At 38.3% G+C, this 22,980-nt stretch carries 25 protein-coding genes and 1 tRNA gene; 7 read left to right on the forward strand and 19 right to left on the reverse strand.

What is annotated here, in order from left to right; all coding sequences use genetic code 11:
* The first annotated feature begins 69 nt into the window (after nucleotides 1–69).
* A complete protein-coding gene (locus ACUN24_RS14795; protein WP_445563187.1) occupies nucleotides 70–1,911 on the forward strand; it encodes a glycoside hydrolase family 35 protein in 1,842 nt (613 codons plus the stop codon).
* Between the two features lie 232 nt (nucleotides 1,912–2,143).
* On the opposite strand, the gene ACUN24_RS14800 is transcribed toward ACUN24_RS14795, so the two are convergent.
* The gene (locus ACUN24_RS14800) at nucleotides 2,144–2,758 is read right to left on the reverse strand and encodes a Crp/Fnr family transcriptional regulator (protein WP_445563188.1); all 615 of its coding nucleotides are present in this window, start codon (nucleotides 2,756–2,758) and stop codon (nucleotides 2,144–2,146) included.
* A gap of 407 nt (nucleotides 2,759–3,165) precedes the next feature.
* Between ACUN24_RS14800 and ACUN24_RS14805 the strand changes: the two genes are divergently transcribed.
* Nucleotides 3,166–3,238 (forward strand) — tRNA-Lys (locus tag ACUN24_RS14805).
* A 248-nt stretch (nucleotides 3,239–3,486) separates the two neighbouring features.
* A complete protein-coding gene (locus tag ACUN24_RS14810) occupies nucleotides 3,487–4,812 on the forward strand; it encodes a site-specific integrase (RefSeq protein WP_445563189.1) in 1,326 nt (441 codons plus the stop codon).
* A 224-nt stretch (nucleotides 4,813–5,036) separates the two neighbouring features.
* Here the strand turns inward: ACUN24_RS14810 and ACUN24_RS14815 are convergent, their stop codons facing one another.
* From ACUN24_RS14815 to ACUN24_RS14830, 4 genes are all read right to left on the reverse strand, one after another.
* Nucleotides 5,037–5,447 carry a type II toxin-antitoxin system VapC family toxin gene (locus ACUN24_RS14815; RefSeq protein WP_445563190.1) on the reverse strand — a complete coding sequence of 137 codons (411 nt, stop codon included), beginning with the start codon at nucleotides 5,445–5,447 and terminating at the stop codon, nucleotides 5,037–5,039.
* The gene (locus ACUN24_RS14820; RefSeq protein WP_445563191.1) at nucleotides 5,416–5,646 is read right to left on the reverse strand and encodes a hypothetical protein; all 231 of its coding nucleotides are present in this window, start codon (nucleotides 5,644–5,646) and stop codon (nucleotides 5,416–5,418) included. The genes ACUN24_RS14815 and ACUN24_RS14820 overlap by 32 nt, the downstream gene beginning before the upstream one ends.
* Before the next feature lie 114 nt (nucleotides 5,647–5,760).
* Nucleotides 5,761–7,023, reverse strand: a complete 1,263-nt coding sequence (locus ACUN24_RS14825) for a hypothetical protein (protein WP_445563192.1) — start codon at nucleotides 7,021–7,023, stop codon at nucleotides 5,761–5,763.
* A gap of 13 nt (nucleotides 7,024–7,036) precedes the next feature.
* Nucleotides 7,037–7,564 carry a HEPN domain-containing protein gene (locus ACUN24_RS14830; RefSeq protein ID WP_445563193.1) on the reverse strand — a complete coding sequence of 176 codons (528 nt, stop codon included), beginning with the start codon at nucleotides 7,562–7,564 and terminating at the stop codon, nucleotides 7,037–7,039.
* Between the two features lie 147 nt (nucleotides 7,565–7,711).
* On the opposite strand from ACUN24_RS14830, the gene tnpA reads away from it, so the two are divergent.
* Nucleotides 7,712–8,158 (forward strand): IS200/IS605 family transposase, encoded by a 447-nt coding sequence (gene tnpA / locus ACUN24_RS14835; RefSeq protein ID WP_445563194.1) that lies wholly within the window; start codon nucleotides 7,712–7,714, stop codon nucleotides 8,156–8,158.
* Here tnpA and ACUN24_RS14840 read toward each other — a convergent pair.
* Entirely contained in the window at nucleotides 8,135–8,491 is a 357-nt protein-coding gene (locus ACUN24_RS14840; protein WP_445563195.1) for a hypothetical protein, read from the reverse strand. The two genes, tnpA and ACUN24_RS14840, sit on opposite strands and share 24 nt — an antisense overlap.
* 129 nt (nucleotides 8,492–8,620) lie before the next feature.
* On the opposite strand from ACUN24_RS14840, the gene ACUN24_RS14845 reads away from it, so the two are divergent.
* Complete coding sequence (locus ACUN24_RS14845; protein WP_445563196.1) at nucleotides 8,621–9,001, forward strand: helix-turn-helix domain-containing protein; 381 nt, start codon at nucleotides 8,621–8,623, stop codon at nucleotides 8,999–9,001.
* Between the two features lie 167 nt (nucleotides 9,002–9,168).
* On the opposite strand, the gene ACUN24_RS14850 is transcribed toward ACUN24_RS14845, so the two are convergent.
* From ACUN24_RS14850 to ACUN24_RS14900, 11 genes are all read right to left on the reverse strand, one after another.
* Nucleotides 9,169–9,777, reverse strand: coding sequence for a hypothetical protein (locus tag ACUN24_RS14850; protein WP_445563197.1), 609 nt, complete (start codon nucleotides 9,775–9,777; stop codon nucleotides 9,169–9,171).
* 34 nt (nucleotides 9,778–9,811) lie between these two features.
* Nucleotides 9,812–10,798, reverse strand: coding sequence for a relaxase/mobilization nuclease domain-containing protein (locus ACUN24_RS14855; protein WP_445563198.1), 987 nt, complete (start codon nucleotides 10,796–10,798; stop codon nucleotides 9,812–9,814).
* A complete protein-coding gene (locus ACUN24_RS14860; protein WP_445563199.1) occupies nucleotides 10,788–11,165 on the reverse strand; it encodes a plasmid mobilization protein in 378 nt (125 codons plus the stop codon). Before ACUN24_RS14860 ends, ACUN24_RS14855 begins: the two co-directional genes overlap by 11 nt.
* 134 nt (nucleotides 11,166–11,299) lie before the next feature.
* Nucleotides 11,300–11,746 carry a hypothetical protein gene (locus ACUN24_RS14865; RefSeq protein ID WP_445563200.1) on the reverse strand — a complete coding sequence of 149 codons (447 nt, stop codon included), beginning with the start codon at nucleotides 11,744–11,746 and terminating at the stop codon, nucleotides 11,300–11,302.
* The gene (locus ACUN24_RS14870) at nucleotides 11,743–12,006 is read right to left on the reverse strand and encodes a helix-turn-helix domain-containing protein (protein WP_445563201.1); all 264 of its coding nucleotides are present in this window, start codon (nucleotides 12,004–12,006) and stop codon (nucleotides 11,743–11,745) included. Before ACUN24_RS14870 ends, ACUN24_RS14865 begins: the two co-directional genes overlap by 4 nt.
* Before the next feature lie 18 nt (nucleotides 12,007–12,024).
* The gene (locus tag ACUN24_RS14875) at nucleotides 12,025–12,297 is read right to left on the reverse strand and encodes a helix-turn-helix transcriptional regulator (RefSeq protein ID WP_445563202.1); all 273 of its coding nucleotides are present in this window, start codon (nucleotides 12,295–12,297) and stop codon (nucleotides 12,025–12,027) included.
* Nucleotides 12,298–12,475: 178 nt separating this feature from the next.
* Complete coding sequence (locus ACUN24_RS14880; protein WP_445563203.1) at nucleotides 12,476–13,225, reverse strand: hypothetical protein; 750 nt, start codon at nucleotides 13,223–13,225, stop codon at nucleotides 12,476–12,478.
* A 118-nt stretch (nucleotides 13,226–13,343) separates the two neighbouring features.
* Nucleotides 13,344–14,228, reverse strand: a complete 885-nt coding sequence (locus ACUN24_RS14885; RefSeq protein ID WP_445563204.1) for a hypothetical protein — start codon at nucleotides 14,226–14,228, stop codon at nucleotides 13,344–13,346.
* A 17-nt stretch (nucleotides 14,229–14,245) separates the two neighbouring features.
* On the reverse strand, nucleotides 14,246–14,650 hold the full coding sequence (locus ACUN24_RS14890; protein WP_445563205.1) for a hypothetical protein: 405 nt from the start codon (nucleotides 14,648–14,650) through the stop codon (nucleotides 14,246–14,248).
* Between the two features lie 642 nt (nucleotides 14,651–15,292).
* Nucleotides 15,293–17,131: a phosphoribosyltransferase-like protein gene (locus tag ACUN24_RS14895; RefSeq protein ID WP_445563206.1), complete on the reverse strand. Its 1,839-nt coding sequence runs from the start codon at nucleotides 17,129–17,131 to the stop codon at nucleotides 15,293–15,295.
* Nucleotides 17,132–17,336: 205 nt separating this feature from the next.
* Nucleotides 17,337–18,257, reverse strand: coding sequence for an AlbA family DNA-binding domain-containing protein (locus ACUN24_RS14900; RefSeq protein WP_445563207.1), 921 nt, complete (start codon nucleotides 18,255–18,257; stop codon nucleotides 17,337–17,339).
* A gap of 428 nt (nucleotides 18,258–18,685) precedes the next feature.
* Here ACUN24_RS14900 and ACUN24_RS14905 point away from each other — a divergent pair, with 428 nt between their 5' ends.
* Complete coding sequence (locus tag ACUN24_RS14905; protein ID WP_445563208.1) at nucleotides 18,686–20,167, forward strand: caspase family protein; 1,482 nt, start codon at nucleotides 18,686–18,688, stop codon at nucleotides 20,165–20,167.
* 55 nt (nucleotides 20,168–20,222) lie between these two features.
* Nucleotides 20,223–21,848, forward strand: a complete 1,626-nt coding sequence (locus ACUN24_RS14910) for a hypothetical protein (RefSeq protein ID WP_445563209.1) — start codon at nucleotides 20,223–20,225, stop codon at nucleotides 21,846–21,848.
* A 27-nt stretch (nucleotides 21,849–21,875) separates the two neighbouring features.
* Here ACUN24_RS14910 and ACUN24_RS14915 read toward each other — a convergent pair whose 3' ends face one another.
* Both ACUN24_RS14915 and ACUN24_RS14920 read right to left on the reverse strand, forming a co-directional pair.
* Nucleotides 21,876–22,157, reverse strand: a complete 282-nt coding sequence (locus tag ACUN24_RS14915) for a hypothetical protein (protein ID WP_445563210.1) — start codon at nucleotides 22,155–22,157, stop codon at nucleotides 21,876–21,878.
* 320 nt (nucleotides 22,158–22,477) lie between these two features.
* On the reverse strand, nucleotides 22,478–22,654 hold the full coding sequence (locus ACUN24_RS14920; RefSeq protein ID WP_445563211.1) for a hypothetical protein: 177 nt from the start codon (nucleotides 22,652–22,654) through the stop codon (nucleotides 22,478–22,480).
* Nucleotides 22,655–22,980 lie beyond the last annotated feature (326 nt).

A 22,980-nucleotide genomic window follows, 5' to 3' on the forward strand; every position in this document is an offset into this window, starting at 1 on the left:
CTGAAAAGCAATTATAAATCGATATTGGAAAACTATGTTTTTGATTTTTTAATACTTAACACACCTTAAATGAAACCTACCCTAAAACTCGTAATGATTAAAGTAATTTTAATTACTTGTTTTGCCAGCTTTAGTGCATTTGCACAAGTTCAGCACACTTTTAAACTTGCAGACTCTGTTTTTCTGCTCGATAATAAACCTTTTCAGATCATTTCTGGAGAAATGCATTATCCCCGTATACCTAGAGAGGCCTGGCGCGACAGAATGAAAATGGCTAAAGCCATGGGCTTAAATACGATTGGTACCTATGTGTTTTGGAATGTGCACGAGCCTCAGAAAGATCAGTTTGATTTTTCTGGTAATAATGATATTGCCGAATTTGTGCGTATTGCAAAAGAAGAAGGCTTATGGGTATTGCTTCGCCCTAGTCCGTATGTATGTGCCGAATGGGAATTTGGCGGTTATCCATTTTGGTTACAGAACATTAAAGGTTTACAGGTGAGGAGTAAAGAGGCACAATATTTAAAAGAATATAAAGAATATCTTACAGAGATTGGTAAACGTTTAGCGCCGTTGCAAATTAACCATGGTGGCAACATCTTAATGGTGCAGGTTGAAAACGAATACGGTTCTTATGGGAATGACAAAGAATACCTGAAAATTAATGCCCAACTGTTTAAAGATGCCGGTTTTGATGGTGTACTTTCCACCTGCGATCCGGTTCCGGCACTAGAAGGCGGTCATTTGGCGGGCTTACTTCCAGGCGTAAACGGTATTGATAATCCAGCTCAGATCAGAACATTAATTAAAAAGTATAACAATGGTTCCGGACCTTACTTTGTGCCAGAATGGTATCCGGCCTGGTTCGATTGGTGGGGTACAAAACACCACGAGGTAGACCCGAAAACATACGCCAATAAACTAGATACTGTACTTAAAGGCGGAATTTCTATTAATATGTACATGTTTCATGGTGGTACAACCAGAGGTTTTATGAATGGCGCAAATTTTAATGATTCTACAGCTTTCGAGCCACAGATTAGTAGTTATGATTATGATGCACCTTTAGATGAAGCAGGTAATGCGACAGCAAAATTTATGCTTTTTCGCGAAGCGATTAAAAAGAATCTGCCTGCAAACCAAACACTTCCTGATGTACCCGGCGCTAAGCCAGCGGCGGCATTGCCTGCAATTACATTTACCAAATCAACAGATATTTTTAGCCTGATTGGGAAACCAAAATTAAGTGATAAACCACTAACCTTTGAAGCCCTTAACCAACCCTATGGGTTTGTATTGTACAGCAGTACAATAAAAGGTGGACGTAAAGGTATAATTAAAATCAACGAGCTGCGCGATTATGGATTGGTATATATCAATAAAAAACTTGTAGGTGTTTTAGACAGAAGGCTTTATCAGGATAGTTTAGTGGTTAATCTTCCTGCCGGCAATGTACAATTGGATATTTTGGTAGAAAACATGGGGAGGATTAATTTTGGCCCTTACTTACTTAAAAATAATAAAGGGATTACTAAAAACGTAACTTTTAATGGTAAAGAAATTAAATCGTGGAAAATGTATCCATTGCCATTTGATAAAATCGAAACCCAAAAGATACAGGCTAAAGTAAGCAGCCCATCTGCAGCAGCGCTCAAATCAGCTAGTTTTAATTTAACAAAAGTTGCCGATACTTATTTAGATATGCGTAAATGGGGGAAAGGACTGGTTTGGGTTAATGGACATAATTTAGGTAAATATTGGGGCATCGGACCACAACAAACCATTTATTTACCAGCAGAATGGCTTAAGAAAGGAAAGAATGAAATTGTAGTTTTTGAACTGCTTAAACCTGCGCAGAAAACGTTAACCAGTTTAGATAAAGCTATTTTGAATGAATTGAAAAGTAAATAATATTTTGATTTCCTTCTGGTTAATGCTTAATCAATATAATTACAGCACGCAAGAAAATTAAACTATTAATCGTAACAATAGCCATTATGTTAGTATATGCTTAACATAATGGCTATTGCTGCTTTATCGCTAACCGTTTGAAGATATGGTTAGGTTTGATTTTTTAGCAATGCATCTGTTTTTCGCAAACGTTTGATGCGTCGATATTGAAAATATTTCCTTGTTGTTCCAGTTAAGGTATTTTCCTGATTCTGCTCAATGTTTCGAGCCTCATGCCTGTAAATGAGGCTACATACTTTAATGGTACACGGTTTATCAGGTGTGGATAAGAGATCAAGAACCTTTGGTAGCGTTTTAATGCGGTAGGAAGCCTGCAGATATAGGCTCTTTCAGATGCGCCCTGAAAATAAATTTCGGTCATCTTTCTACCTATGTAGTTTGCTATGGGAAAATTTTCGTAAAGCAGTTTCGTCATTTCATGCGGAATAGCAATTGCAAATACCGGATCTATCGTTTCAACATACTCGTCAGAGCTTTCATTCTCCCATAAATTCCTGATGGTTCCTGCCAATTCATTTTCTGCAGCAATCCAGGTAGTAATCTTTTTATTCCCCATTTTAAGGTAGCCATGTACTGCTCCTTCTAAAATAAGGAAAATGTAGCGGTTATATTTTAATGGCGAGGCAATATGTTTGTTTTTAGCAAAACGTACAGGGAAGGTGTCGCGGTTAATGATGTCTTCCATTTCTGGAGTGAGTGCATGGTAAGACCTGAAGACTGTAATAATTGGAGAGAAACCACCAAGCGCAGCCCATTTATCTTCACCATAAATATTTTCAATATTCATTGAGAAAAACGAGTGTGTATTAAAAGTGAAAAATAATTATAAAAATAAAAAAATCATTATTCTACTTACAACCAAGGGGAATGTCGGTTGTTGATCAGCTACAAATTCATAAAAATTATGGTAAAGTAATTCGCTTTTTGGTTGTTTTAAGGTGAAATTGATAAAACGGATCTAAAAGATTTTAGGCTAGTTAAATACATATTCCGTTTATAGGTTTATTAATTTGTAATTAGTTAGGTGAAAAGAGAGAAAAAATGAATTTTTTTTATTCGTATTTAACCTGATGATTCCTAAATATTTAACTGCATTTTATTTAGTTAATGTTAACTTTCTATTAAATATTTTGGGTTTACCTTTTGCAAGAATGGATTTAATTCCTAACTTCGCAGCCTCGAAAGGGAGAAAATGATTCCGTAGCTCAGCTGGTAGAGCATTACACTTTTAATGTAGTGGTCCTGGGTTCGAATCCCAGCGGGATCACAAGAAACAATATCAAAGAGAACTAAAACCCTGCAAATCAAATGATTGCAGGGTTTTTGCTTTTACGGGTTATGCCAAAATATGCACGAAATCGCATATAAAATGTGCGTCATTCGGAGCGTCGTTCTTTATAATACCAAACTCCCCTAATTCGTATTAATACACTGATAGTCAACCTGTTTAACAGATGAACATCTTGTATGAATGTAACCGCAAAGCTATTTTTGTTTAACCTTAATGTTATCGTTATGAAAACTAATTTTAGCGTGCTTTTCTTTCTGAAAAAGCCAAAGAACTACACCAAAGGGGCTGTTTACTTCATTTTCTTAAGAATTACGGTGGATGGGGTGCGTGCGGAAATGTCGACAAGCCGGAATTGCGAGCCGGAGCGGTGGAATGCAAAGGCCGGAAAAGTCATCGGCACAAAGGAAGATGTCAAAACACTCAATGCCTATCTGGAAAATATGAAAGCGGAAGTTTATGCAGCTCATAGCCAGCTAAGCGTGGACGGAGCCGAAATAACCGCCGATGGCGTAAAATGCAAATTCTTAGGCAAAGAAGAAAAAGCACACACCATACTGGAAGCCATTAAAACCCACAATGAAAAAATGAAAGCATTGGTGGAGAAAGAAGAATATGCGCCCGGAACGCTTAGAAGATTTGGAGTATTGGAAAGGCATGTAGAAGAGTTCATTGCCGCCAAATATGGCAGAACCGATTTTAATGTAAAACGTATTGACCATGAGTTTATCGACGACTTTGACTTCTACCTGCATACGGTAAAGGAAAACGATACCAATACCGCAAACAAGCATATTAAAAATCTCAAAAAGATCGTAAGCATCTGCCGGAAATATAAATGGATCAGTACTGACCCCTTCTTTGGCCACACGCTAAAATCCAAGCCCGTTCACAGGGAATTTTTAACCGCAGATGAATTGCAGAAGATTACCGAAAAACAGTTTACTACTGACAGGTTATCGCAGGTACGGGACTTTTTTCTGTTCAGTTGTTATACCGGACTTTCCTATGCGGATGTCCAAAAACTTAAACTAGCCGATGTAAGCATTGGGGTTGACGGGGAAAGGTGGATATTTACCTACCGAAAAAAAACAGATACAAGGGTAGCAATACCCTTGCTTCCAATTGCTGCAAGCATCCTTGATAAATACAAAGATCACCCTTATTGCCTCCATAACAACAGGGCTTTACCAGTTTCCAGCAACCAAAAGATGAACGAATACCTGGTTGAAATTGCGGCACTTTCAGGGGTCAATAAAACATTGGGCAACCGGATTGCCAAACGGACTTTTGGGACTACGGTAACTTTATTGAACGGTGTACCTATCGAAAGTGTGTCTAAAATGCTTGGACACACCAACATACGCACCACGCAACTATATGCCAAGGTATTGGATACAAAAGTCAGCGAAGATATGGCTCCGCTCATGGGAAAATTTACTGCCCAACATGCCAAAGCCCATCAGGTCACAGAATCGAAAATAAGCGCAGACATTGCATTAATCCGGGAAAAATATACTGTAGTAACACCAGAAATGGAAGAAGCGTCGTAATAAAAGCTAATAGCACTTTCCATCTATTGACCACGTATTGTTATTGCAATACGTGGTTTTCAAATAACTAAGCAACGATACCGATTTTTATACTGCAAGCCTGTGTATAATGGCAGAAATCAACGGTTACCACTCCGTAGAAGCCCAGAGCGAGAACAGCGTGCGGATATTTGAGCGTAGGGGTTTCGCAGGCCGCCCCGAGCGTGGGGTCAATATGCCGAAGATTACCAGCTCTGTAAATTGAGGTTGTCTATTTCCTTAAAGTGCTTGTCCTTGGTGTGTAGCTTTAGGTCAAATTGCTTTGATACTGCGGCTATCCACATGTCATTCTCCGGTATTGGCTTACCTTTTTGCAACAAGGCAGTTTTGATTAAGGCATAGTGATTTGCTGTTTCATCATCAGCAATAAGAACATTACACCTTTCAAGAAAAGAGTTGATCTGTTTAATGTGCTTTTTTGGGTTGGCTGATCTGTAAGCACCCAGATATAGTTCTCCTAATACAGCAAAAGGAATGTTTATTTCCTCCTCTAAGGTTTCAAGAAAAGCAGTAATTGTAGAATTGCCTTTAAATAACTCAATAACGATATTGGTATCTAATAGATTACTTCCAGTCATCTGGGTGGATTGTTTCACAAGATTCCGCAATTATACGTTCCATTTCTTCCGCCTCGTCCTTAGACCAGATTCCAGAAAAATCTTTTAAGCTTGGTGTTTTCTTAACTGTTTTATTATTGGTATTCTTTAATAGCTTCTCCAAAGCAGATAAAGTAGCTTCACTCTTTACTTTGAGCATTTCTTCTATCAAATGTAATTTACGTGTTTCTATGTGCATGGATATGATATTGAGTGTTAACACAAAAATAAAGAATTATTTCTACAATAACCATACCCCTAAATCCAATGAATATGAGCAAATGATTTCGAGTTTTTATTTTTTTCGTGATCTTTATTTATCAATAAACCCATATCCCATCCTTAACCGATCTACAAAATCTTTAAAATCCCCGTCATAGTGTTTCTTTAGTACCAAGAGCTGAAATTGGCTTTGCTGAAAATAACTGACCAGTTCGCTATCCATAACAGAATTCAATAGCACATATTTTCTCGGGCTATAGCTCAGCATAGCAAAGAAAGCCGTGTTGAAGTAATATTGTAACTGATGTATTTTCCCTCCAAGCATTAATCGAAGCTCCAGTTTATAATAATCGCCCATGTCTTTCCATAGAAAACAGATTTCCGGCGTTTCACTGTTAAAGCTACATGAAATCATGTCTGATCTTCTCGGTTTGCCCTTTACATTTCGCATCCCAAATGTATAACAATAATGGGTATACAGCCTTCCGGAAAGTAAAGGAAGTGCCTTTTGCCATAGCTCAAAAAGCTGATTGAAATTATTCTGGTTCTGTTTCCGTTTTTCGGCAAGCCTATGAGTATCTTCTTTATATGCTGGGCTTGCTACTAAGGCTATCTTTCTCATGTCGAAGCAAATCTCAACGAGGTATTGTTGTTCGTCCGTAAGATCGATTTCCGAAAGTTGCATTTCATTAAGCACGTATGCTGTAAAGCTTCTTACCTCGGTTTTAGCCTTGTTCAAAATCCCTGTATAAGGAATTAAAAAGGGATAATGGTTTGTTCGGAACCTTTCATTGTTGTTATCTGCCAAACAGAAACCCAATATTGTGTGTGTTTCTCTAGGGGACTGTTCTTGAATTGAGGCAACTGCCTTCCGTGGCTCAAATACATTTGCAGATACTATAGGAAGTTGTTTTCCAGGTTTATATAAGCCTTTATATCTCACTTTTGATGATACATGTAAATTATCCTTTGACTTATGGATCATCAGATACTTAGATCCCCCTGTTTCCTGATCAAAGAATCCCGGCCAATAATAGTCTTCGAAATCATATTCAGTGTCATAGTACATCAGTTGGGTAAGCGAAAAATAAGCGTATCGGCTCAAATAGTTTTCATGGGTATCAATGCTGCAACTTATTAATAGTTCGGAGGCGGTAACCTTAATGTAAACCATTTCTTCAGGCTCTTTATCCAGAATTACACCGATTACAAGCAGTTCATTGCTGAAAGATATTTTTCTAATTTTAATGGGGAAATAACCCCTTTTTGGTTTTCTGATCTCGGAATATTGGTTCAGTGTATTTTCTGTAAGTATTCTTGTATTTGGCGTAAAAGGCAAACGAAAGAAGTTCATTGATGGAATAGTTTTATCCGGCATAATCTACCTCCCTTTCTTTTTTTAATTGCGTGTAAGATTCCGCCACTTTTGCAAGGGATTTTATCTTGTCACCGCACATAATTTCAGTAAGCTTTAAAAAGGTGGAAACACGGGTGAATATTTGTTCCGCATCGGCCTGATCAACCTTAAAATCATCTTTGTAACGTGCAGCGGAATAACTTTTTACCATAATATCAAATAGCCGTTTGTCCTCTTCAATGCCTGATAAGAATAGCCTTGATGGTGCCGGAGAAAAGCTATCGCACATCCGAAGCTGTCTATATAGGTTGTGTATATCAGAGCGGTAAGCCAGATAAACCCTGATCAAAACAATACAGCATTGTTCCACTACCTGATGCGCCATAAATGCACTTAGATTGTAATGTTGGTTCGTCAGGCATTCTTTTGCACTTTTTAAAAATCCTGTTGCCAATGGAAAGCGGTGGTTGTAATGTTTTTGAGCTTTTACCGCTCCCTGTGTAGGTATTAAACCTATAGCCTGAAAAGGTTGTACCATACCATCCCGACTATAGAGAATCTGACCCTCATTGTAAACGGTAATGAAAAACCTGTTATTGGCCTTTATTCCGAGAATACCTCGAGGCTTGCCTCGGGGTCAAAGCGGAAAGTTTGAAAACGAAGAGTTTTCAAATACATTTGCATTGTGGATGAACATATTTATAAACGTCACAATAAGACCCTTTTGTTATACCATCTGGTATTTCCTCTGAAATATAGACGTGGAGCACTAAACAGTTCTTCAGGTGTTTCATTGAAAGATATTTGCGTGGAGATATCCGAGCGTTATGAATTGCAGTTTTTGGAAATAGGTTACGAGCCAGACCATGTTCATTTTTTAGTTCAATCTGTTCCCTCGATGAGTGTTTCGAAACTTGTGACCTTGATAAAAAGCCTCACAGCTCGTGAGCTTTTTAAACGCCATCCGGAAATAAAGCAATTGTTGTGGGGAGGCAATTTTTGGACAAGTGGCTACTATGCAAATACTGTTGGTCAATATGGCAATAAAGACGTGATAAAAAAATATATAGAGAATCAAGGCAAGGAAAATGAGTATCAAAAAGTGCATTTAGAACAACTCCGGCTCTTTTAATACCTCGAGGCTTGCCTCGGGGTTATTTATTGCCGCTACAATTGTTTCTTGCCCATGAGCCATTATGGTGATCTTGCCGAAAGGGTATTTGTTATTGGCGAAGTCTTGCACTTCGTGTTCAATTCTGGTAACGCTTTCGGTTACCATCAACAAAAAATAATGATAGTTTTCTGTACTTTGGTTCTCTATAAAGCATCCGTCATTGACTTTAAAATCAATGTATTTACCAAAGCTATAGATTTGCTCGGGCTTAAATTTTTGAACCAGTTCTTTGATAAAGGCCGAAAAGTTTTCTTTCTGGAACTGACCAGATTGCAAGAATTGTGTTTCCATAATCGTGACATTTTTGATTTCTGAGATCAAAAATGCGGTACGGCAACGCCGTAACCTACCAATTAAAGTGGTACCTTACCATAGTTTATTGGTTTCGTACTACCTAAAAAAACAATTATATTTGCCAATATGGAAACATCTACAAAGTCTAGCAAAATGCACATCGGCAGAAAGATTAGTCGTATTCGTGAAATCAGAGGAATAAAACAAGATTTTCTTGCTGTTGAACTTGGAGTAAGCCAACAGACGATTTCTAAAATTGAACAAAGTGAAGAAGTAGAAGATTCTACATTGGAGAAGATTGCGAATGTTTTAGGTGTAACTGCTGAGGCAATAAAAAACTTTAATGAAGAATTTGTCTTTAACATTATTGGTAACACTTTTACTGATAGTAGTTCGAATAACAACAACTATTTATGTACGTTCAATCCGTTGGACAAGGTAATAGAACTATATGAGCGTCTACTTGCTAGCGAGAGAGAAAAAAATGAACTATTAAAAAATAAGTAATTCAAATACTACGCGGTGTTGTTAAGTCGTGGATTGTAATCTAATCTTTGTTATGATCGCCGCTCTGATTTGCCATTCATTATTTATTGAATGGCAAATTATTTCATATCATCACCTAGGTAGCATTTAGTCGCACTTCTTATTTTCATCATTTCACATAAACAAACTCAATCTTTCTTTTTCAGCGAATGCAGCCGCTTCCTGGCTTGCTTTGCCTCTTCTGCCGTTTCTCTGGCAATTTCTTCCGCATAGACTTTTTCCAACGCTTCGACTTCCAGTTTGATGGTGTTCTCTTCCATCGCTTTGGGGTTACGGCTGTAGGTGGTATCTGCCCAATGTCCCCATTTAGGAGCTATCTGCCTAATCGCTCGGAACTTGATATCATTGGCACTCATGCGGTTGTTTTCGTGGTTCAGGTACAAAGCTGTTCCGAAAGATGAGGCGGTGATTAAGAAACAGGCCGCTACACCAATGATGAGGTTTTTTGACCATGCCCCGAAATGGTGGTGATGTTCGTTTTTCACAGTGATGACCTTGGGCATAGTGCCCACGAGGTCTTTGACCTGATCGATCTGCTGGCTGATCTTCTGATCGTCATAACGCTTGTTGGATTTTTCTATCTGGCCAGAGATGTTAGCTAAAGTCTCTTTATACTGCTGCAAAAACGACTTTAAAAATTCTGGCAGTTCGCTTTCGATGACTTCCATCCGCTTAACTAAACCTAGAATGAGTTCTTCGGCCATTGTTACCTTTTCTTCTAATTCGTCCTGTTCCATAACATTGAATTTTGTTGGTGAATAGTTTGTTTATTTATCTGGTTACTCCCTGTGCTTGCTCTGCCTCGTGTTTCTTTCGCTTCCTACGGGCTATTTCTGCATCACCTACCGGGTCTGGGGCCGATGGCACAAACTCCGGCCTAAGCAGGATATTCAGCAGGTTTTCAACTACACCAGACGCATTCGGACTATCCGCATGCTCGGCGGCATGAATGTCATGTCGGATGGTCTCTCTCAACTGCTGCGCCAATGAGGGCTGATGTGCCTCCCTTGCGTTATGGTAAGCCTGTACCTGCTGGTTGCGGTTCAACTGTGCATCCATACGGGAAAAGCTTAAACTCCTATCAATAGCGGAGCCCTTCATTTTCAGCTCCCCCTTTTCAAAAGAGATGCCCTGCACTTCTTTGGTGCCGCTCTTGAACTTAAAGGCGATACCGATGCCCCGTACGGTCAACTTCGCTTCCAACTCTTTCCAGTTCTTGGACTTTTTCATATCGGACTTGATCGCATCATACAGTTCATACCTGATCTTTTCCCTGCCATTTAAAGCCTGCCTGTTGACCTGTTCTTTGCCCTTGCCCCAATGGTAGCCGTATTTTAGGGTAAGCTCTTTGCAGGCTTTGATATTACGTGCGTAATTATTCTTATCGGTGATCGTCGCCCCCTTGTTGTCCACCCGGTTATAGACCACGTGCAAATGTGGGTGCAATCTATCTTGGTGACGTACCACCACATACTGCGTATCCCGGATTCCCATCTTCTGCATATACTCTTTGGCATGTTCCAGCATGATCTTATCGGTCAGTTTGGGCAGGTCTTCCTTGCTCCAGCTTAACACCAGATGCCCGACCGCCTTGCCCAGCTCCGGCCTCATTTTGCGTTGCAGGTTAAAATCATTGGTCAGCGTGGTGGAGTTCTGCATCCTTACTCCCTCGGCAAAAAGGATCTTAGCTTCGGGCTTGTCCACGATGTAGCGGACACAGCCACCGAAGCTTCTTCCCGTGATCGGTTTACCCATCATGGCTGTTGATCTTGGTTAACAGTTCTTCGATCTGCCTGATCAGTGTCTGGCATTTTAAAGCCAGCGTAGGCAACCCTTCCACGTGGGCAAGATGGGTCAACTGGTTGAGGTTATTGGCCATCCCCGATAGCATCCTGAACCATCCGCTTTCCTCTGGGGTAAAGCGGGGGGAAACCCTGGCATTCTTTGCCGCCCTGCGGAACCATTCACTGGGTTTCAGCCCTGCATTTTTCGCACGCTGGGCAATCAGTTGTTTTTCCGTTGGTGTTAACCGGATCATCAGCAGGTCACTACGGCTAATCTTTTTTTGTGGTCTGCCGGGTACTCTTTTTTTCTTTATTTCACTATTGGCTGTCGCTGTTTTCATGCGCTGTGTTCCTTTCCAAATCTTCTATAGATCCTTTCTTAATTCCTTTTTTTAACCGACCAACGGGAGCGAGTCCGGGGCATCCCTTTAGGGTGAATCCGGGTTTTTGTATAGCAAAAACATTAACTCGCTCCCTACAAAGCGCATAAGTTTGACGTGCTAAAAGCTTCGGCAAACCTTAGCGGTTTCCATGTCCCGATGGCTCCTGTAAGGAGCGTCAGGGTGTAAACTTCGCCGGGATTTCCCGGCTCCTTTTTTCTGGTCGTCTGCCCGGAGCAACCGGGCGGCCAATAGACCAGGCTGCCCCTGATCGGATGGTAAGACGGCTGGTAGCGGATATACCCAAATGCATCCAGTTCTTTGATGCATTTGTGGTATGTGGCAACCGATGCGATCCTGCTGTAGGCCATCAGTTTTTTGCGGGTAACGGCAAAGGGACTGATAAATCCGCCACGCTGCCAACAGACAAAAAGTGCGGCAAACAGGCTGACATGGGTAGCCAGTATCCCGCTGTCCGCACCCATGCGTCTCACCCATCTGCTGTAGTCAGCCGCCTTGGTGTGAATGCTGGTTTCTGTCATGATTTACCTCCTTCTAAGAGCCTGGTAATGTCTTCCAGTTTGTAATACATCATCCCGCCGATCTTGGTAAATCGCAGCGTTCCGTTGATGCGTAGGTTTTGCAGGGTTCCCGGTGAGATGTTCAGCAGCTTTCTCACTTCGGCGCTTTTTAGCCATTGTTTACTTTGCCTGTCTTCCGGTTTAATGAGCTGCCTGATCTCGGCCAGCATCTCGGTCTTTAATTGTTTTAAATCTTCCTTAGTGATGATCTCCACGTGCATAATAATTCCCTCCTTAAATTAATCTGTAATGTCTTGTTGCATGATTTTAAGCACTTCGCTTTTTTTGAAATACACACGCCTGTGCAGGCGTAAAAAGGGCAGCCCCTTTTTCATCCAGTCCGTCAGGGTGACCAGTGATACGCCAAGTTCTGCGGATAGTTCCTGTTTGGACAACAGGCGTTCTTCCTGTTCCTTACTGGAACTGCCGCCTGTTTTGAAATGCTCTTGTAGTTCTGCCCGCAATGCATCCCGGATGCACTGGCTAAGGGCTTGTTCATTGATAATCTCCATAGCCTTTGTTTTGGGACAAAAGAATGCTATGGAAATGGCTTGCCTGTACCATAAAGATTTTTATGGTAACTTGGGGATGTTTAAATTAAGTTGGTATTCAATCGCAAAATACTTGATATCAAATTGATACGATTTTAAAGTGTAAAAGATTTACGATCAGCTATGAATGCGTTTTTTCCTATCTTTTTTTAGGTTTGATCTCAAAAATCTTCTGATCTATTGGAACAAGGCGGGATCGCTCGCCAGGATTTTCCCTGTCTTTTGGAAAATAACTGCGTACACGTTCCATGTCTAGCTCCTTCTTATCCACCCGAAAATACTTACATATTATCTTGACCCATACAATCGGGAATTTTGTAACCATCAGCTTTTCGTCCTTGATTTTGAGATCAATCAATTGGTTAAAAATGTCATAAACGGTCAATAGGTGACCCTTGGGGATATCTATATATTGTTTGGTTTCCAGCTTTTTTGCTATCTTTAACTCTTCTTTTAAAAGCTCAATCTTTGATTGCTGATTCCTTATTTCCTCATACTGGTCTGCGATAATTTCAGGTAAGGTCTTTTGAGTATGCCACTGGTCAATCGAACGAAGATATTTTTGAAAATCTGTGAGTTTCTCGAGTATTTCCATATCCAGCGCATGGCTTGAATTAAATGGGTTCTTATGCTCAATAAAATTAATACGTCTAAGGACGATTTGCCAGACAAAGGTGAAAAATTCCTCTTCGCCGTCTGGTTCCTTTCCTAGAAAATAAGCAAGGTGATATTGGTAAAAGGCGGGATATTCCGGTTCGGGTAGCGTAAATAGTTTTCTAATAAAAAGATTATCCTCGAAGCCATTTTTTAACCCGATGATAGTACCTACATCGTAGCGGTGGGGATTAAGGTTGTAGGCTTCGTGTGCTTTAAAATATTTGTTAGGCATGGCTTAGGTATTAGTTATCTCACATGAACGATAAAATGCTTTACCCAAATTTAATGATATTTAGCAAGCCAACTGCCATATTGCCAAACCGATGTTATGTGCTCGGCATTTTTTGTTGTTAGTCAATTCCAAGTTCCTTGTGCATTGCGTGCCATTCTTTTCCAAATTCAATCATTTCTAATGCAGCTTTTCGTTTGTCTTCAGGCAGGCATTGTATGCAAGTTGGATACTGAATGCCTTTGTAATGTACTTTACAATTAGGGCATAACTCCATATTTTTTAAATCATAGTTAGAAGCACATCTTCTACAAGCAGTTATTGTGTCTGCAAATGAAAGATATTTTATGTCGTCAGTTAAATAGAGTAAAAATGCTTCTTTCCCGATTATTTCTTCATTTTTGGTTTTAGCCTTTTCTCTTTGAAACCAATATTTTATATTCGATAAATTGTGATTGTTTTTCCATTTGTCTTTCCATACAAAACACTTGTCTCGAACATCAATAGCTTCTTCGTCTGTATAAAAAATTGTGATGAGTTCTTCTAACGATTTATAAATTGGTTCATTAAACTCGTGTTGGCATAATGCACAACGATATTGTGGTAGTTTTCTCACTCTCTTGTTAGGACGGTTGTCTCCACAATTTGGGCATAAAGGAACAGCTATGTAATCATAGTTTTTTACAATATGTTTCTTAAATTCTGATTTATCAAAGTCAGAATTAGTTTCTTTAAAAATTTGAGTGCATTTTCTTGTTATTTCTCTTTCGTAGTCGGAATATTTTTTTGGATGAGAACGATGCTGAATAGTTAAAGTGTCTGTACTATCACAGATTTCGCATTTTTCTTTGAGAATTTTAGCTCGTCTTTCTTTCCAATCTTTTGTGTGCCACGACCGTTGTCCTTCTCTGTAATCCTTCCAATATAGTTCCTTGGCAAGTTCTAATGAAATTTCTCCATTAGTCAATTTTTCCCTTAATTCGATACGTTCGTTATATGTTAACATACTTCAATCATATTGATTTAATTATTTTCATTTAATATTCGAGCCACCATTCTTTTTTCTGAGTCAAAGTTCCATTGTACCTGCCACGCTCTACCGTCTACTTGGTCAAGCAAAATGAAGTTATATGTGTTTGTTGTTGGATAAAGAAAAAACCTACCGTTCTTCTCTGCATCTTTAGTTACCCGTGAAATGTCAGATAATGTAGTTTCAAATTGATTGTCTTTTAGGCTCCATTGGACTTGCCACATTTGTCCATTTCTCGTATTTAATTTGATAAAATTATAAGTATTATTTGTAGCAAAGAGCCGATAGACAACAGTGCTATCCGTAGAAATATTTTGAATAGGAGGTTGGGATGTGCTTTGAGCAAAAGTTAACATTGTCGTTAATGCAAAAATCGATGTTAAAAAAAATGTTCTCATACAATCGTTGTTACTAGTGTTCGTTTTAGGAGTAATGTCGGTTTATACTGACACATACAGTTTCAGCGCTTGGCGCAGTGCCGGATTCAGAGCACAAAACTGTTAATACACCACAAAAGTTGATGCGAGGTGGAATGCTCAATTAACCACGTCACCCTCCATTGAGCCAAATGCGTGTTATGGCTGTTCTTCTTTCAATGTTGTGATGTCTTGTACGTTTCTTAGGTCAATAATCACCTCACTACCATCATCTTTTGTTAATGTTATGGTAACTTTAAAGGTTCTGCTGTCGTATGCTGAGCTTTAAGTCTTCATGTAATGCGTTTGCGATCAAATAAATAACAGTCATTCTCATTCGTTAGTAAATAGGATACCCTACATACCTAAAGCTAAAGCATAAATTTTGTTGTTGTTCATTCATAATTGTATTGTTTAATTGGTTTTTAATAGGTATGATTGTGCAGTCGGTGAAATTGTTTTGAAGTCGTATTCATTCTTTAAAATAGTCAGGGTTATTTTCTGTAAAAACTGATTTTGTACCACATGAAACTAAACTTTCGGCAAACACTAAACTGTCTGGTAAGCACGAAACCGCGCATATTGCAAATTTACTGTTATGGCTAGTGGTTTTTTCGGGTGTCTTCATTTAAGTTTTAGTTTGTCAATACTTTTATAAATGGCATCTCTCAGGTCTTGGGTCATTTCTTCCGATTCTTCAAATGTTATTTTTAGTTCGCCATTAATTGTTTCTGCCTCTTCGTCAAAGTTGATTTCATATGGAATTTCAAATTCATACTTTTCAAGATTCATACGAGTAACTTCAACCTTTTTGTTTTGGTTGTTGTTATGTCCGATGCGTAAGTTTTCAAATAATTTATAATCATAGTATGTATTTTCAATTATAGGCTCTCTCTTTGGGCCAAAAGATAATGGTGCAAATTTCGTTGTCGACATAACAACCCTTCCATATCTATTTTCTTTGTCATAGTCGGAAAGGACTGGTTTACTTTTATCGAAAGTTGGTTTGGGTAAATCGTCAAAATCATTTAAAAGTAGTTCTCCAGAATTGTAGTTGACTTTAACAGTGGAATTTGTTGCTGCAATGTTTCCTGAATTTGCTATTTGAAAAACCACATCATAATTACTTGCCTGCCTATGAATATAGTCTTTGAATAATATATTGTAGTCCTCAATTTGTTTATTATACTCATCAATTGCATTCCTGTATTTTTGATAGTCAATTGTTGAAACACTATCAGATGAAGTAGGATAAATATTTTGTAACATTGATTGTATATTGTCTCTCCTTGATTGCTTAACATTTGGTTCGTATTCTTTCTTTTTTGAAGTAAAATATTTTAGAAATTGTTTTTCAATGAAATTTTTTGAAGGAATTTTTACTGAAATATGTTGAGTAATTCCTTCATTGGTTAAAAAGCCAAATTTGATGTTAGGTTTTCTGTTTTGAGGAATTGAATTTATCCAACTATTTATTGCTTCTAATTGATAGTATTCTAATTTAATATTATTTTCAATTATTTTTTTCTGCTGTTGAGTTTCAGGAAATAAAGGAATCCAAGGCTTACCATTGTAATTGCCAGACTTCCAAAAAACTGGAATAAGTGATTTGGGAACGTTATAATAAAATACTGTCAGTTTTCCTAAATTTCCGTATCCTAACAATCTATTATAAACAGTATCAGTTGACCAATTTTTATCTTCATATAGTGGTTCAGAAATCTCCCTAATGAATTCTCTTGTGAATTTCGCTTCTTCTTCGCTTTTCATTGTATTAGACTGGAAATCCAAGTGATTATTAAAATCAACTTTGCCACTATAAATTTCTAAGTCTATGTTATATTTTACTTTTAGAGAATTTACAATATTGTTACTTTCTTCTGTCAATTGAATTGCATAACAAACTCTAATTGGTGTTTTTTTTAATGCTTCAAATTCGGATGCAGTTAAAGGTATTTTTACCATTTCTGCCTGCGCCTTGCCGTCAATAAGTTCTTCGAAAAAGTCGGCTAATTGAGTTCCTGAAGTTATGTTGTCATCAAAGAAAATTATTGATGAAGGAGATTCACTTTCAAGAGATTTGCCTATTGAGTTTACATCTGTTATTAAGTTTAATATTGCTTCTTCACTGTCAAATAATTGTTTCAACAATTGATAACAGACTACTGCACTGCTGTCTTGAATACTTCCCAAGGAAGAAATTAAAGGTTTGCTTTTAAAATTTTCAGGTATTTTCTCAAATGCTTTTTTCAACAGGAATGTCATTCTATTGCTGTCAATAAAATCGACACTCTGAATTAACTTAATAATAACTTCAATTCTCTCATATGTTTCAAACTGTGAAATAAAATAAATTATCCTTTGCAAATCAATTTTTACGACTTGATATGCAGATAACTTTTCAGTCAACACTTTCAGAAGTGGTATATTTTGAATTATTAGGTCTTTTGCACGAGAATCCATTGTTTTATTTTAAATGTGTCTAATTAGCAAACTTAGTTAGTCATTGTGCTCGTCCTAGCATTTCCTATAACGATTTAGAGCTTTGCGATGTAGGGGAAATAGAACTACGTCAGCCCAACCTTAGCACAGAAGCTAAATTGGAAAACCAAACTGGAGCTTTTGTTCGTTAGCCCAACTATTGCAAAGCACCTTGTTAAGCGTTCGTTTATTTCCCCTCTATAATTTCTTGACCCTTAATAATTTCCATCCTACTTCCATCTTCAGTACAAATTAAAAGCTCAATTTCCAATTCTTGTTTGATTAAATTAGAATAAAAAGTTATTTCACCAATTTGTCTTTTAGTTCTAGGAAGTATTGGACTTCTATCTGTTCCTATGATAAAGTCATTATCACTGATAGTTAATTTTCGTTCTTCCTCATTTGAGAATAACAGTTGAAAGTTTTTTCCATTTTCAACAAAAGGTTTAATAATAAATTCAGAAGCATCTTTTCTTCCCGAAATGAAAACTTGAAGATATTGAGCGACTTTATTACCGTTATTATATGCCCAAATTGAAGCAGTTATTTTGATGTTATCACTTTCAGCATATTTTTTAAACCATTCCTTTCCGTGGTAATTTTCAAAAGATATTTTTATGTCCGTTTTATTTGTTCTATTTATTATATCTTTTATTTCATAATCATCCATTGCAACACTTTCAAAATTATACCTTCTGTAATATTTCTTGTCTTTTGCTTGATGAGCAGTATTGCTTTGTGGAATTTCTACGACATAAACCACTTTATTCTCTTCGGTTTTCCCAATTGTAATAGGATGTATTATTATTCCGTTTATTTTAGGTGAAATATTAGAATTGATAACTTGTTCCAGCCACTCTTTTGTAAAAACTAACCTGTCAACTGGATTAATTTTTTCTGGTAAATGTTTTTTTTCAGCTTCATTAAATTCGTTAATTCCATAGACTATTATACCACCTGCACTATTTGCAAATGCACTTATATCTTTGCTAATTTCTGCTTTTTTTCCATCGGATTTACTAAGTGCATCAGCTGATTTATAATCTAAATTTAAATTTTCTTCAATACCTGAAGCTATTAAGTTTTCAATTTTTTCTAAGTTCCACATTCGTGTTTTTTCTTTTAAATGACGCCTCACGTCCGTTGGCTTGGTGAAGTTCGCTCTGTGCCTAAAGCCTTTGTTCTACGAACATAAGCAATCGGGCGAATTTTGCCAAATCGACAGTTATGTGGTGTTTAGTACCACTGAACATTTTAAAGTTCGGCGTTGATAACCTTTTCACTATCTTTTCTGGATTATTTACTTAGATCTTCGATTGATGAAGTCTTCCAAAATCATTTTCGAAACACTATTAGCTAGAACTGCTAAACTGGGCGAAACATATGAGGATATACTTGACAAACAGATAAATTTCGATTACCCCTTATGTGCATCTTGCATGGCAGATACAGCGAATCAAGCATCGCCGAAAGCACCTGCAAAAAGGCGGAATAGTTTTATCTTTATTGCTCCACTTATCAGCAACTTAAAACATTATGTACAACTATATCGGTGTTATAATAGCGGTCGAGAATTATCATAGCGAGCCGGCAATCAGGAAAGTCAAATTTGCACTGAACGACGCAAAAGAATTCAGAGACAGTTTAATAGACTTAGGATGCGATCCTGACAGGCTTAAGCTATTAACCGACAACTTGGCCACCAAAACGACAATAAAAGAGGAAATCAAAAAGGTAGCAAAGCTGGCAACATCCAAAGATGTAATCGTTCTTTATTTCGCCGGGCACGGGTTGTTGAATAATGGTAAAAACCTGCTCACCTGCGTAGATACATCACTTACCAACATCGAGAATACCACGGTAGATTTAAACTTTATACTGTCTCAATTCGAGAAAAGTGCCTCCAACAAAATCATCGCATTTTTAGATTGCTGCCATAGCGGGATTAAATTCAGTGAGAATGAGAGAAGCACACTTGGCAGATTTTCTACAGATCAATTGCAGTATGATTATCATAATGCAGAGCATTTGACGGTATTCGCTTCGTGTAAGGACGACGAGAAATCGCAGAGTGATTTAGAGCGGAGCCATGGAGCCTGGTCTTATTACCTGATAGAAGCTTTAAGAGGAAATGCCGGAAACATTTACGACAGCGGGCTGCTGTTTAGTGACAAGCTTCAACGATATCTTGCCGACAATACATATCAACGTGTAAAAAAAATCACTGTAGCTAAAAAAAATCAGACACCTGTAAAATTTGGAAAAGAAACGGTCGAACGGTTCATTGTCGCCGATGTGAATACAGCTTTGAAAAAGAAAGAGGTTAAGGCGGATGACTCCTTGGCTAAATTTGAAAGTGCGGTGATCTCCACTTCCGACTGGGACAACGTACGGACGCTTCCAGGTTTTGCCAGTAACCACAAAGAACCCAAAGATATCGACAGCTACCATGAAAGATACATACAGAAAATAGCTTATGACTTGCTTGTTGAAGAAATAGACAGTATTGCGAAGATGCTAAAAACAAATATGCGTTATAAGCGAAAAGATATAGAAGAACCTGTTTTTGAGGATGGCACCGGTCAGATCACTACTACGGATTTTGATTACGTCGTTCGAGTGACGCAATCGGAATTTAAGGCAAACCGTTATGTTCTGACAAAAAGCGTCGAAAACTTCAAAAACAGTGACATCTTAAGCAAGGATGAATTCAATCGGATTTTCGGCGAAACTTTCGATGAATTGGAATTGAGCCGCAACAAAAAAATTAATGTAGCCGATGTGATTGACCTGATCGAAGAGATAGACAATGAAGATCTTGTGCGAGTTGAATATGAAACATCCAATACCAGCCGGTGCAAAATCTATCTGAACGATGTACCCGGCACTATTCACGTCACCGAGCGCAGCATCAAACTTGTTTCGGAGCAAAAACATTCTCCGCGTGAACTTATTTTATCGTTTCAGCAAGCTTATCTGAAATTGAATGAACAGGGTGTAAGAGCTTTACTTGAATAACAAGTCATTAATTATTATAGCAATTATAAAAATGGCAATCAGTTAAAATATAATCATGATCAAATTTATCGACGACAAGATGCTTTACATTTTATATGGAAAACGTTCGTACTTCAAATATAACAGGCTCTATGTAGATAGTCTTTTAGAGAAGTTTGGTGAAGGGAAATTTGACCAGGAGCCGTTGACCCATGATATCTTAAAATTCTCCTACGAGTGGGCGGCAGACACGTTTTTGGAATTGATGCATAGTCAAAAGGATGTACGATTCCTGTATTACCTCTTCAAGGTACATGAAGATAGTATTAAACTATACTACCACAGTCAAACGGATCCTGTTGCGTTGGAAAAGAAAGAGGTTCATATCAGTACGCTTTCTGTAAACAGGCGCATCCTGAAGCTTGCCTTAGAGCAAGCCTGCGATATAAATTACACTGGCAAAATTGACCCTGATCCTTCCGTCATGCCTGGATTCCTGATGCGTATGGAAGATCTGCTTTTTGTCGGAGAGCGTTTGTTTGCTTTTGCTGAATATATGGCAGAACGAAGAATGATGGAAGATCCACTGGAGATTATTATTGAAAAAAACGCCTATACCATCCAACGTAAATACCACTATGATGCAATCTATGGCAATATGGAAAAGCTATTTCAGGAAGGTTTTTCAAGCGGCTTGGTAGACAAGGATTCTGTTAAGGAATTGCGTGAAGAATTACAGAAATGCATGGGTATCAACTATGATTTCGCTGGCGGCCAGATCAAGGAAATAAAAAAGCATTTTTCGCCTGCGGCACCGGATATGCAGACGGTCCAGTACGAAGCCTTACTTATCAATCTGCAACACAATGGGGTAAGTTTAGAGAACAGTGAAAACTTTTACGCAGGCCTGGTATTATCCAGGGCGAATAAACTGCCGATACAAAAGTCAGTATATCTATCACATTCGTTCAGAAGGTATTTTTTCCGGCCTATACTTTTGGTTAGCATCAACGGCGAAGAAAGGGCTTTGATAGGTGACGAGAAATGGCAGGAAAGTATATTGGTGATGGCAACAAACGGTTTTCAGTGGCAGCAAGCTCCGGAAGAATGGAAAAGAAATGAGGCTTTCAAAAAGTATCTTGACCGCAAATCTGAAGAGCATGACAAGATCCTTGAAGACAAGGTTAAAGGAATACTTACCGGCAGGGGGATCCCTTTCATCCACCATGTCGTACAATTATCTCCGTTAAAGGGACCTGCCACCAGGGTCGACAAAGAGCCGGGAGAGATCGACTTAATTATCATCGATCCGAATTGTAAGAAAATACTGGTTACTGATTGTAAGTATCATCGCGCACGTTACGAAATGGTTGGATTTTCTACGGACTTTAAGAACTTTCGTGATGAATACGAACCGAAAATAATTAAAAAGGTAAAGTTTATAAAGAATCACCTGCCGCTATTACAGGAACATTTTCAAAGGGATGCAAAGATCGATTTTGACCTGACGGTATTCGATGTCGACGCCCTTTTTATCGTTAATACCCCGACTTTTTATATACTGAACGGCACAATAAAGACGGTAACCATTACGCATTTAGTTCAGCTGATCGAGAACTGCTATACAGTTCCCGATGTAATCGCCAATTTTGAGGACGGGTCAAAAAAATCTATAAAACATCCCTATTACACCATCCAATAAGCCAAACAGGTGTCTGGCAAAGCCTTGTTAAGATTTCGTCCACTGCCTTAACAATACAACATCTTCGGGATCAGCATTTTCACGCAATACCCTTGAGGACATAGAAAAATCAAGGTTATGCTGCCTGGCAAACTCTTCCAGTTCTGCCTTGTCTTCAGTTTCCCCGACCTCCCTGATCTGAACGACCAGGGCAAATTTCCCGTTGTACCATTCCGATTGCGATAAAATTATCGGTGTATAGGTCAAATCACGAAGTTCTGCGCAAACGGCTTCCAATGATTCGAACGGGTTTGTTTCAGTTGATTTCATAATAAAATTTTCCTCAAAAATACTGTATTCCGTTAAGTTCCTGGATAAAGTGTTTTAAACACTTATTCAGAAAGTACTTCAATATATTTGTTAACCATCGGAGCTACCCGCTTGTGAAAAATAGTTCACCGGTCAAAGATAACCTGAACGGAATTCGAAAATTCCGGGATGTGTTTTGCTTTAGCATTTAATTCGGTCCCCTGTTTGATATTATAGACGATCATTCGTAATTCATTGATCTCCGCAAATCCTACAATACGGCGCGCATTTATTCCATTAGTTTTCAGAAAAGCTATCTGTTCATCAGCAAAAGAAAGAGTTCATGCAGATGCATTGTTCGAACTTTTCAATAACTTCTTCAGTTCTATCTTAAAAGATTTGTAGAGGTAAATAAGTCTCATTTCGGCAATTACTGCCATTTGCTGCTCCAGCAAGATCTGATTGTCCACACAATCGGCCGAAAATTCGTCCAGATGTTCTATCAGTTTCTGTGGCATACCATCGGCAACAGCCTGCTGGCATTTTATTGTAATCTTCTGCTGTTCCAGATGTTGGTTTTGTATTTCCGTTTTAAGTTTACCGGTTGACGAAAGGATCGCCAGATCGTAGGGCTACCCCAGGTCAGGATCCCTTTTAACGATAACCTTTTTTCTTAGGTCTTTTAGGAAAGCTTCAAAATCTGCATAGTTTTTTTTAATTCCGGGTCTCGCAAATATAGATTTAAAGCTTAAAGTAAACCCAAGAAAAACAAAATACGCAAAGGTGTGTGCAACCTATTTGCGCAGTACAAAAAACTAGAATTAAAGCTTTTTACAGGTTAATA

The sequence above is a fragment of the Pedobacter sp. WC2501 genome, assembly GCF_052682415.1.

Excerpts from the sequence above, each read along its gene's own strand:
- ACUN24_RS14795 (WP_445563187.1), top strand. The coding sequence starts at position 70 with ATGAAACCTACCCTAAAACTCGTAATGATTAAAGTAATTTTAATTACT.
- ACUN24_RS14800 (WP_445563188.1), bottom strand. The coding sequence starts at position 2,758 with ATGAATATTGAAAATATTTATGGTGAAGATAAATGGGCTGCGCTTGGT.
- ACUN24_RS14810 (WP_445563189.1), top strand. The coding sequence starts at position 3,487 with ATGAAAACTAATTTTAGCGTGCTTTTCTTTCTGAAAAAGCCAAAGAAC.
- ACUN24_RS14820 (WP_445563191.1), bottom strand. The coding sequence starts at position 5,646 with ATGCACATAGAAACACGTAAATTACATTTGATAGAAGAAATGCTCAAA.
- ACUN24_RS14825 (WP_445563192.1), bottom strand. The coding sequence starts at position 7,023 with ATGAACTTCTTTCGTTTGCCTTTTACGCCAAATACAAGAATACTTACA.
- ACUN24_RS14830 (WP_445563193.1), bottom strand. The coding sequence starts at position 7,564 with ATGGTACAACCTTTTCAGGCTATAGGTTTAATACCTACACAGGGAGCG.
- ACUN24_RS14840 (WP_445563195.1), bottom strand. The coding sequence starts at position 8,491 with ATGGAAACACAATTCTTGCAATCTGGTCAGTTCCAGAAAGAAAACTTT.
- ACUN24_RS14845 (WP_445563196.1), top strand. The coding sequence starts at position 8,621 with ATGGAAACATCTACAAAGTCTAGCAAAATGCACATCGGCAGAAAGATT.
- ACUN24_RS14850 (WP_445563197.1), bottom strand. The coding sequence starts at position 9,777 with ATGGAACAGGACGAATTAGAAGAAAAGGTAACAATGGCCGAAGAACTC.
- ACUN24_RS14855 (WP_445563198.1), bottom strand. The coding sequence starts at position 10,798 with ATGATGGGTAAACCGATCACGGGAAGAAGCTTCGGTGGCTGTGTCCGC.
- ACUN24_RS14860 (WP_445563199.1), bottom strand. The coding sequence starts at position 11,165 with ATGAAAACAGCGACAGCCAATAGTGAAATAAAGAAAAAAAGAGTACCC.
- ACUN24_RS14865 (WP_445563200.1), bottom strand. The coding sequence starts at position 11,746 with ATGACAGAAACCAGCATTCACACCAAGGCGGCTGACTACAGCAGATGG.
- ACUN24_RS14870 (WP_445563201.1), bottom strand. The coding sequence starts at position 12,006 with ATGCACGTGGAGATCATCACTAAGGAAGATTTAAAACAATTAAAGACC.
- ACUN24_RS14875 (WP_445563202.1), bottom strand. The coding sequence starts at position 12,297 with ATGGAGATTATCAATGAACAAGCCCTTAGCCAGTGCATCCGGGATGCA.
- ACUN24_RS14880 (WP_445563203.1), bottom strand. The coding sequence starts at position 13,225 with ATGCCTAACAAATATTTTAAAGCACACGAAGCCTACAACCTTAATCCC.
- ACUN24_RS14885 (WP_445563204.1), bottom strand. The coding sequence starts at position 14,228 with ATGTTAACATATAACGAACGTATCGAATTAAGGGAAAAATTGACTAAT.
- ACUN24_RS14890 (WP_445563205.1), bottom strand. The coding sequence starts at position 14,650 with ATGAGAACATTTTTTTTAACATCGATTTTTGCATTAACGACAATGTTA.
- ACUN24_RS14895 (WP_445563206.1), bottom strand. The coding sequence starts at position 17,131 with ATGGATTCTCGTGCAAAAGACCTAATAATTCAAAATATACCACTTCTG.
- ACUN24_RS14900 (WP_445563207.1), bottom strand. The coding sequence starts at position 18,257 with ATGTGGAACTTAGAAAAAATTGAAAACTTAATAGCTTCAGGTATTGAA.
- ACUN24_RS14905 (WP_445563208.1), top strand. The coding sequence starts at position 18,686 with ATGTACAACTATATCGGTGTTATAATAGCGGTCGAGAATTATCATAGC.
- ACUN24_RS14910 (WP_445563209.1), top strand. The coding sequence starts at position 20,223 with ATGATCAAATTTATCGACGACAAGATGCTTTACATTTTATATGGAAAA.
- ACUN24_RS14915 (WP_445563210.1), bottom strand. The coding sequence starts at position 22,157 with ATGAAATCAACTGAAACAAACCCGTTCGAATCATTGGAAGCCGTTTGC.
- ACUN24_RS14920 (WP_445563211.1), bottom strand. The coding sequence starts at position 22,654 with ATGCCACAGAAACTGATAGAACATCTGGACGAATTTTCGGCCGATTGT.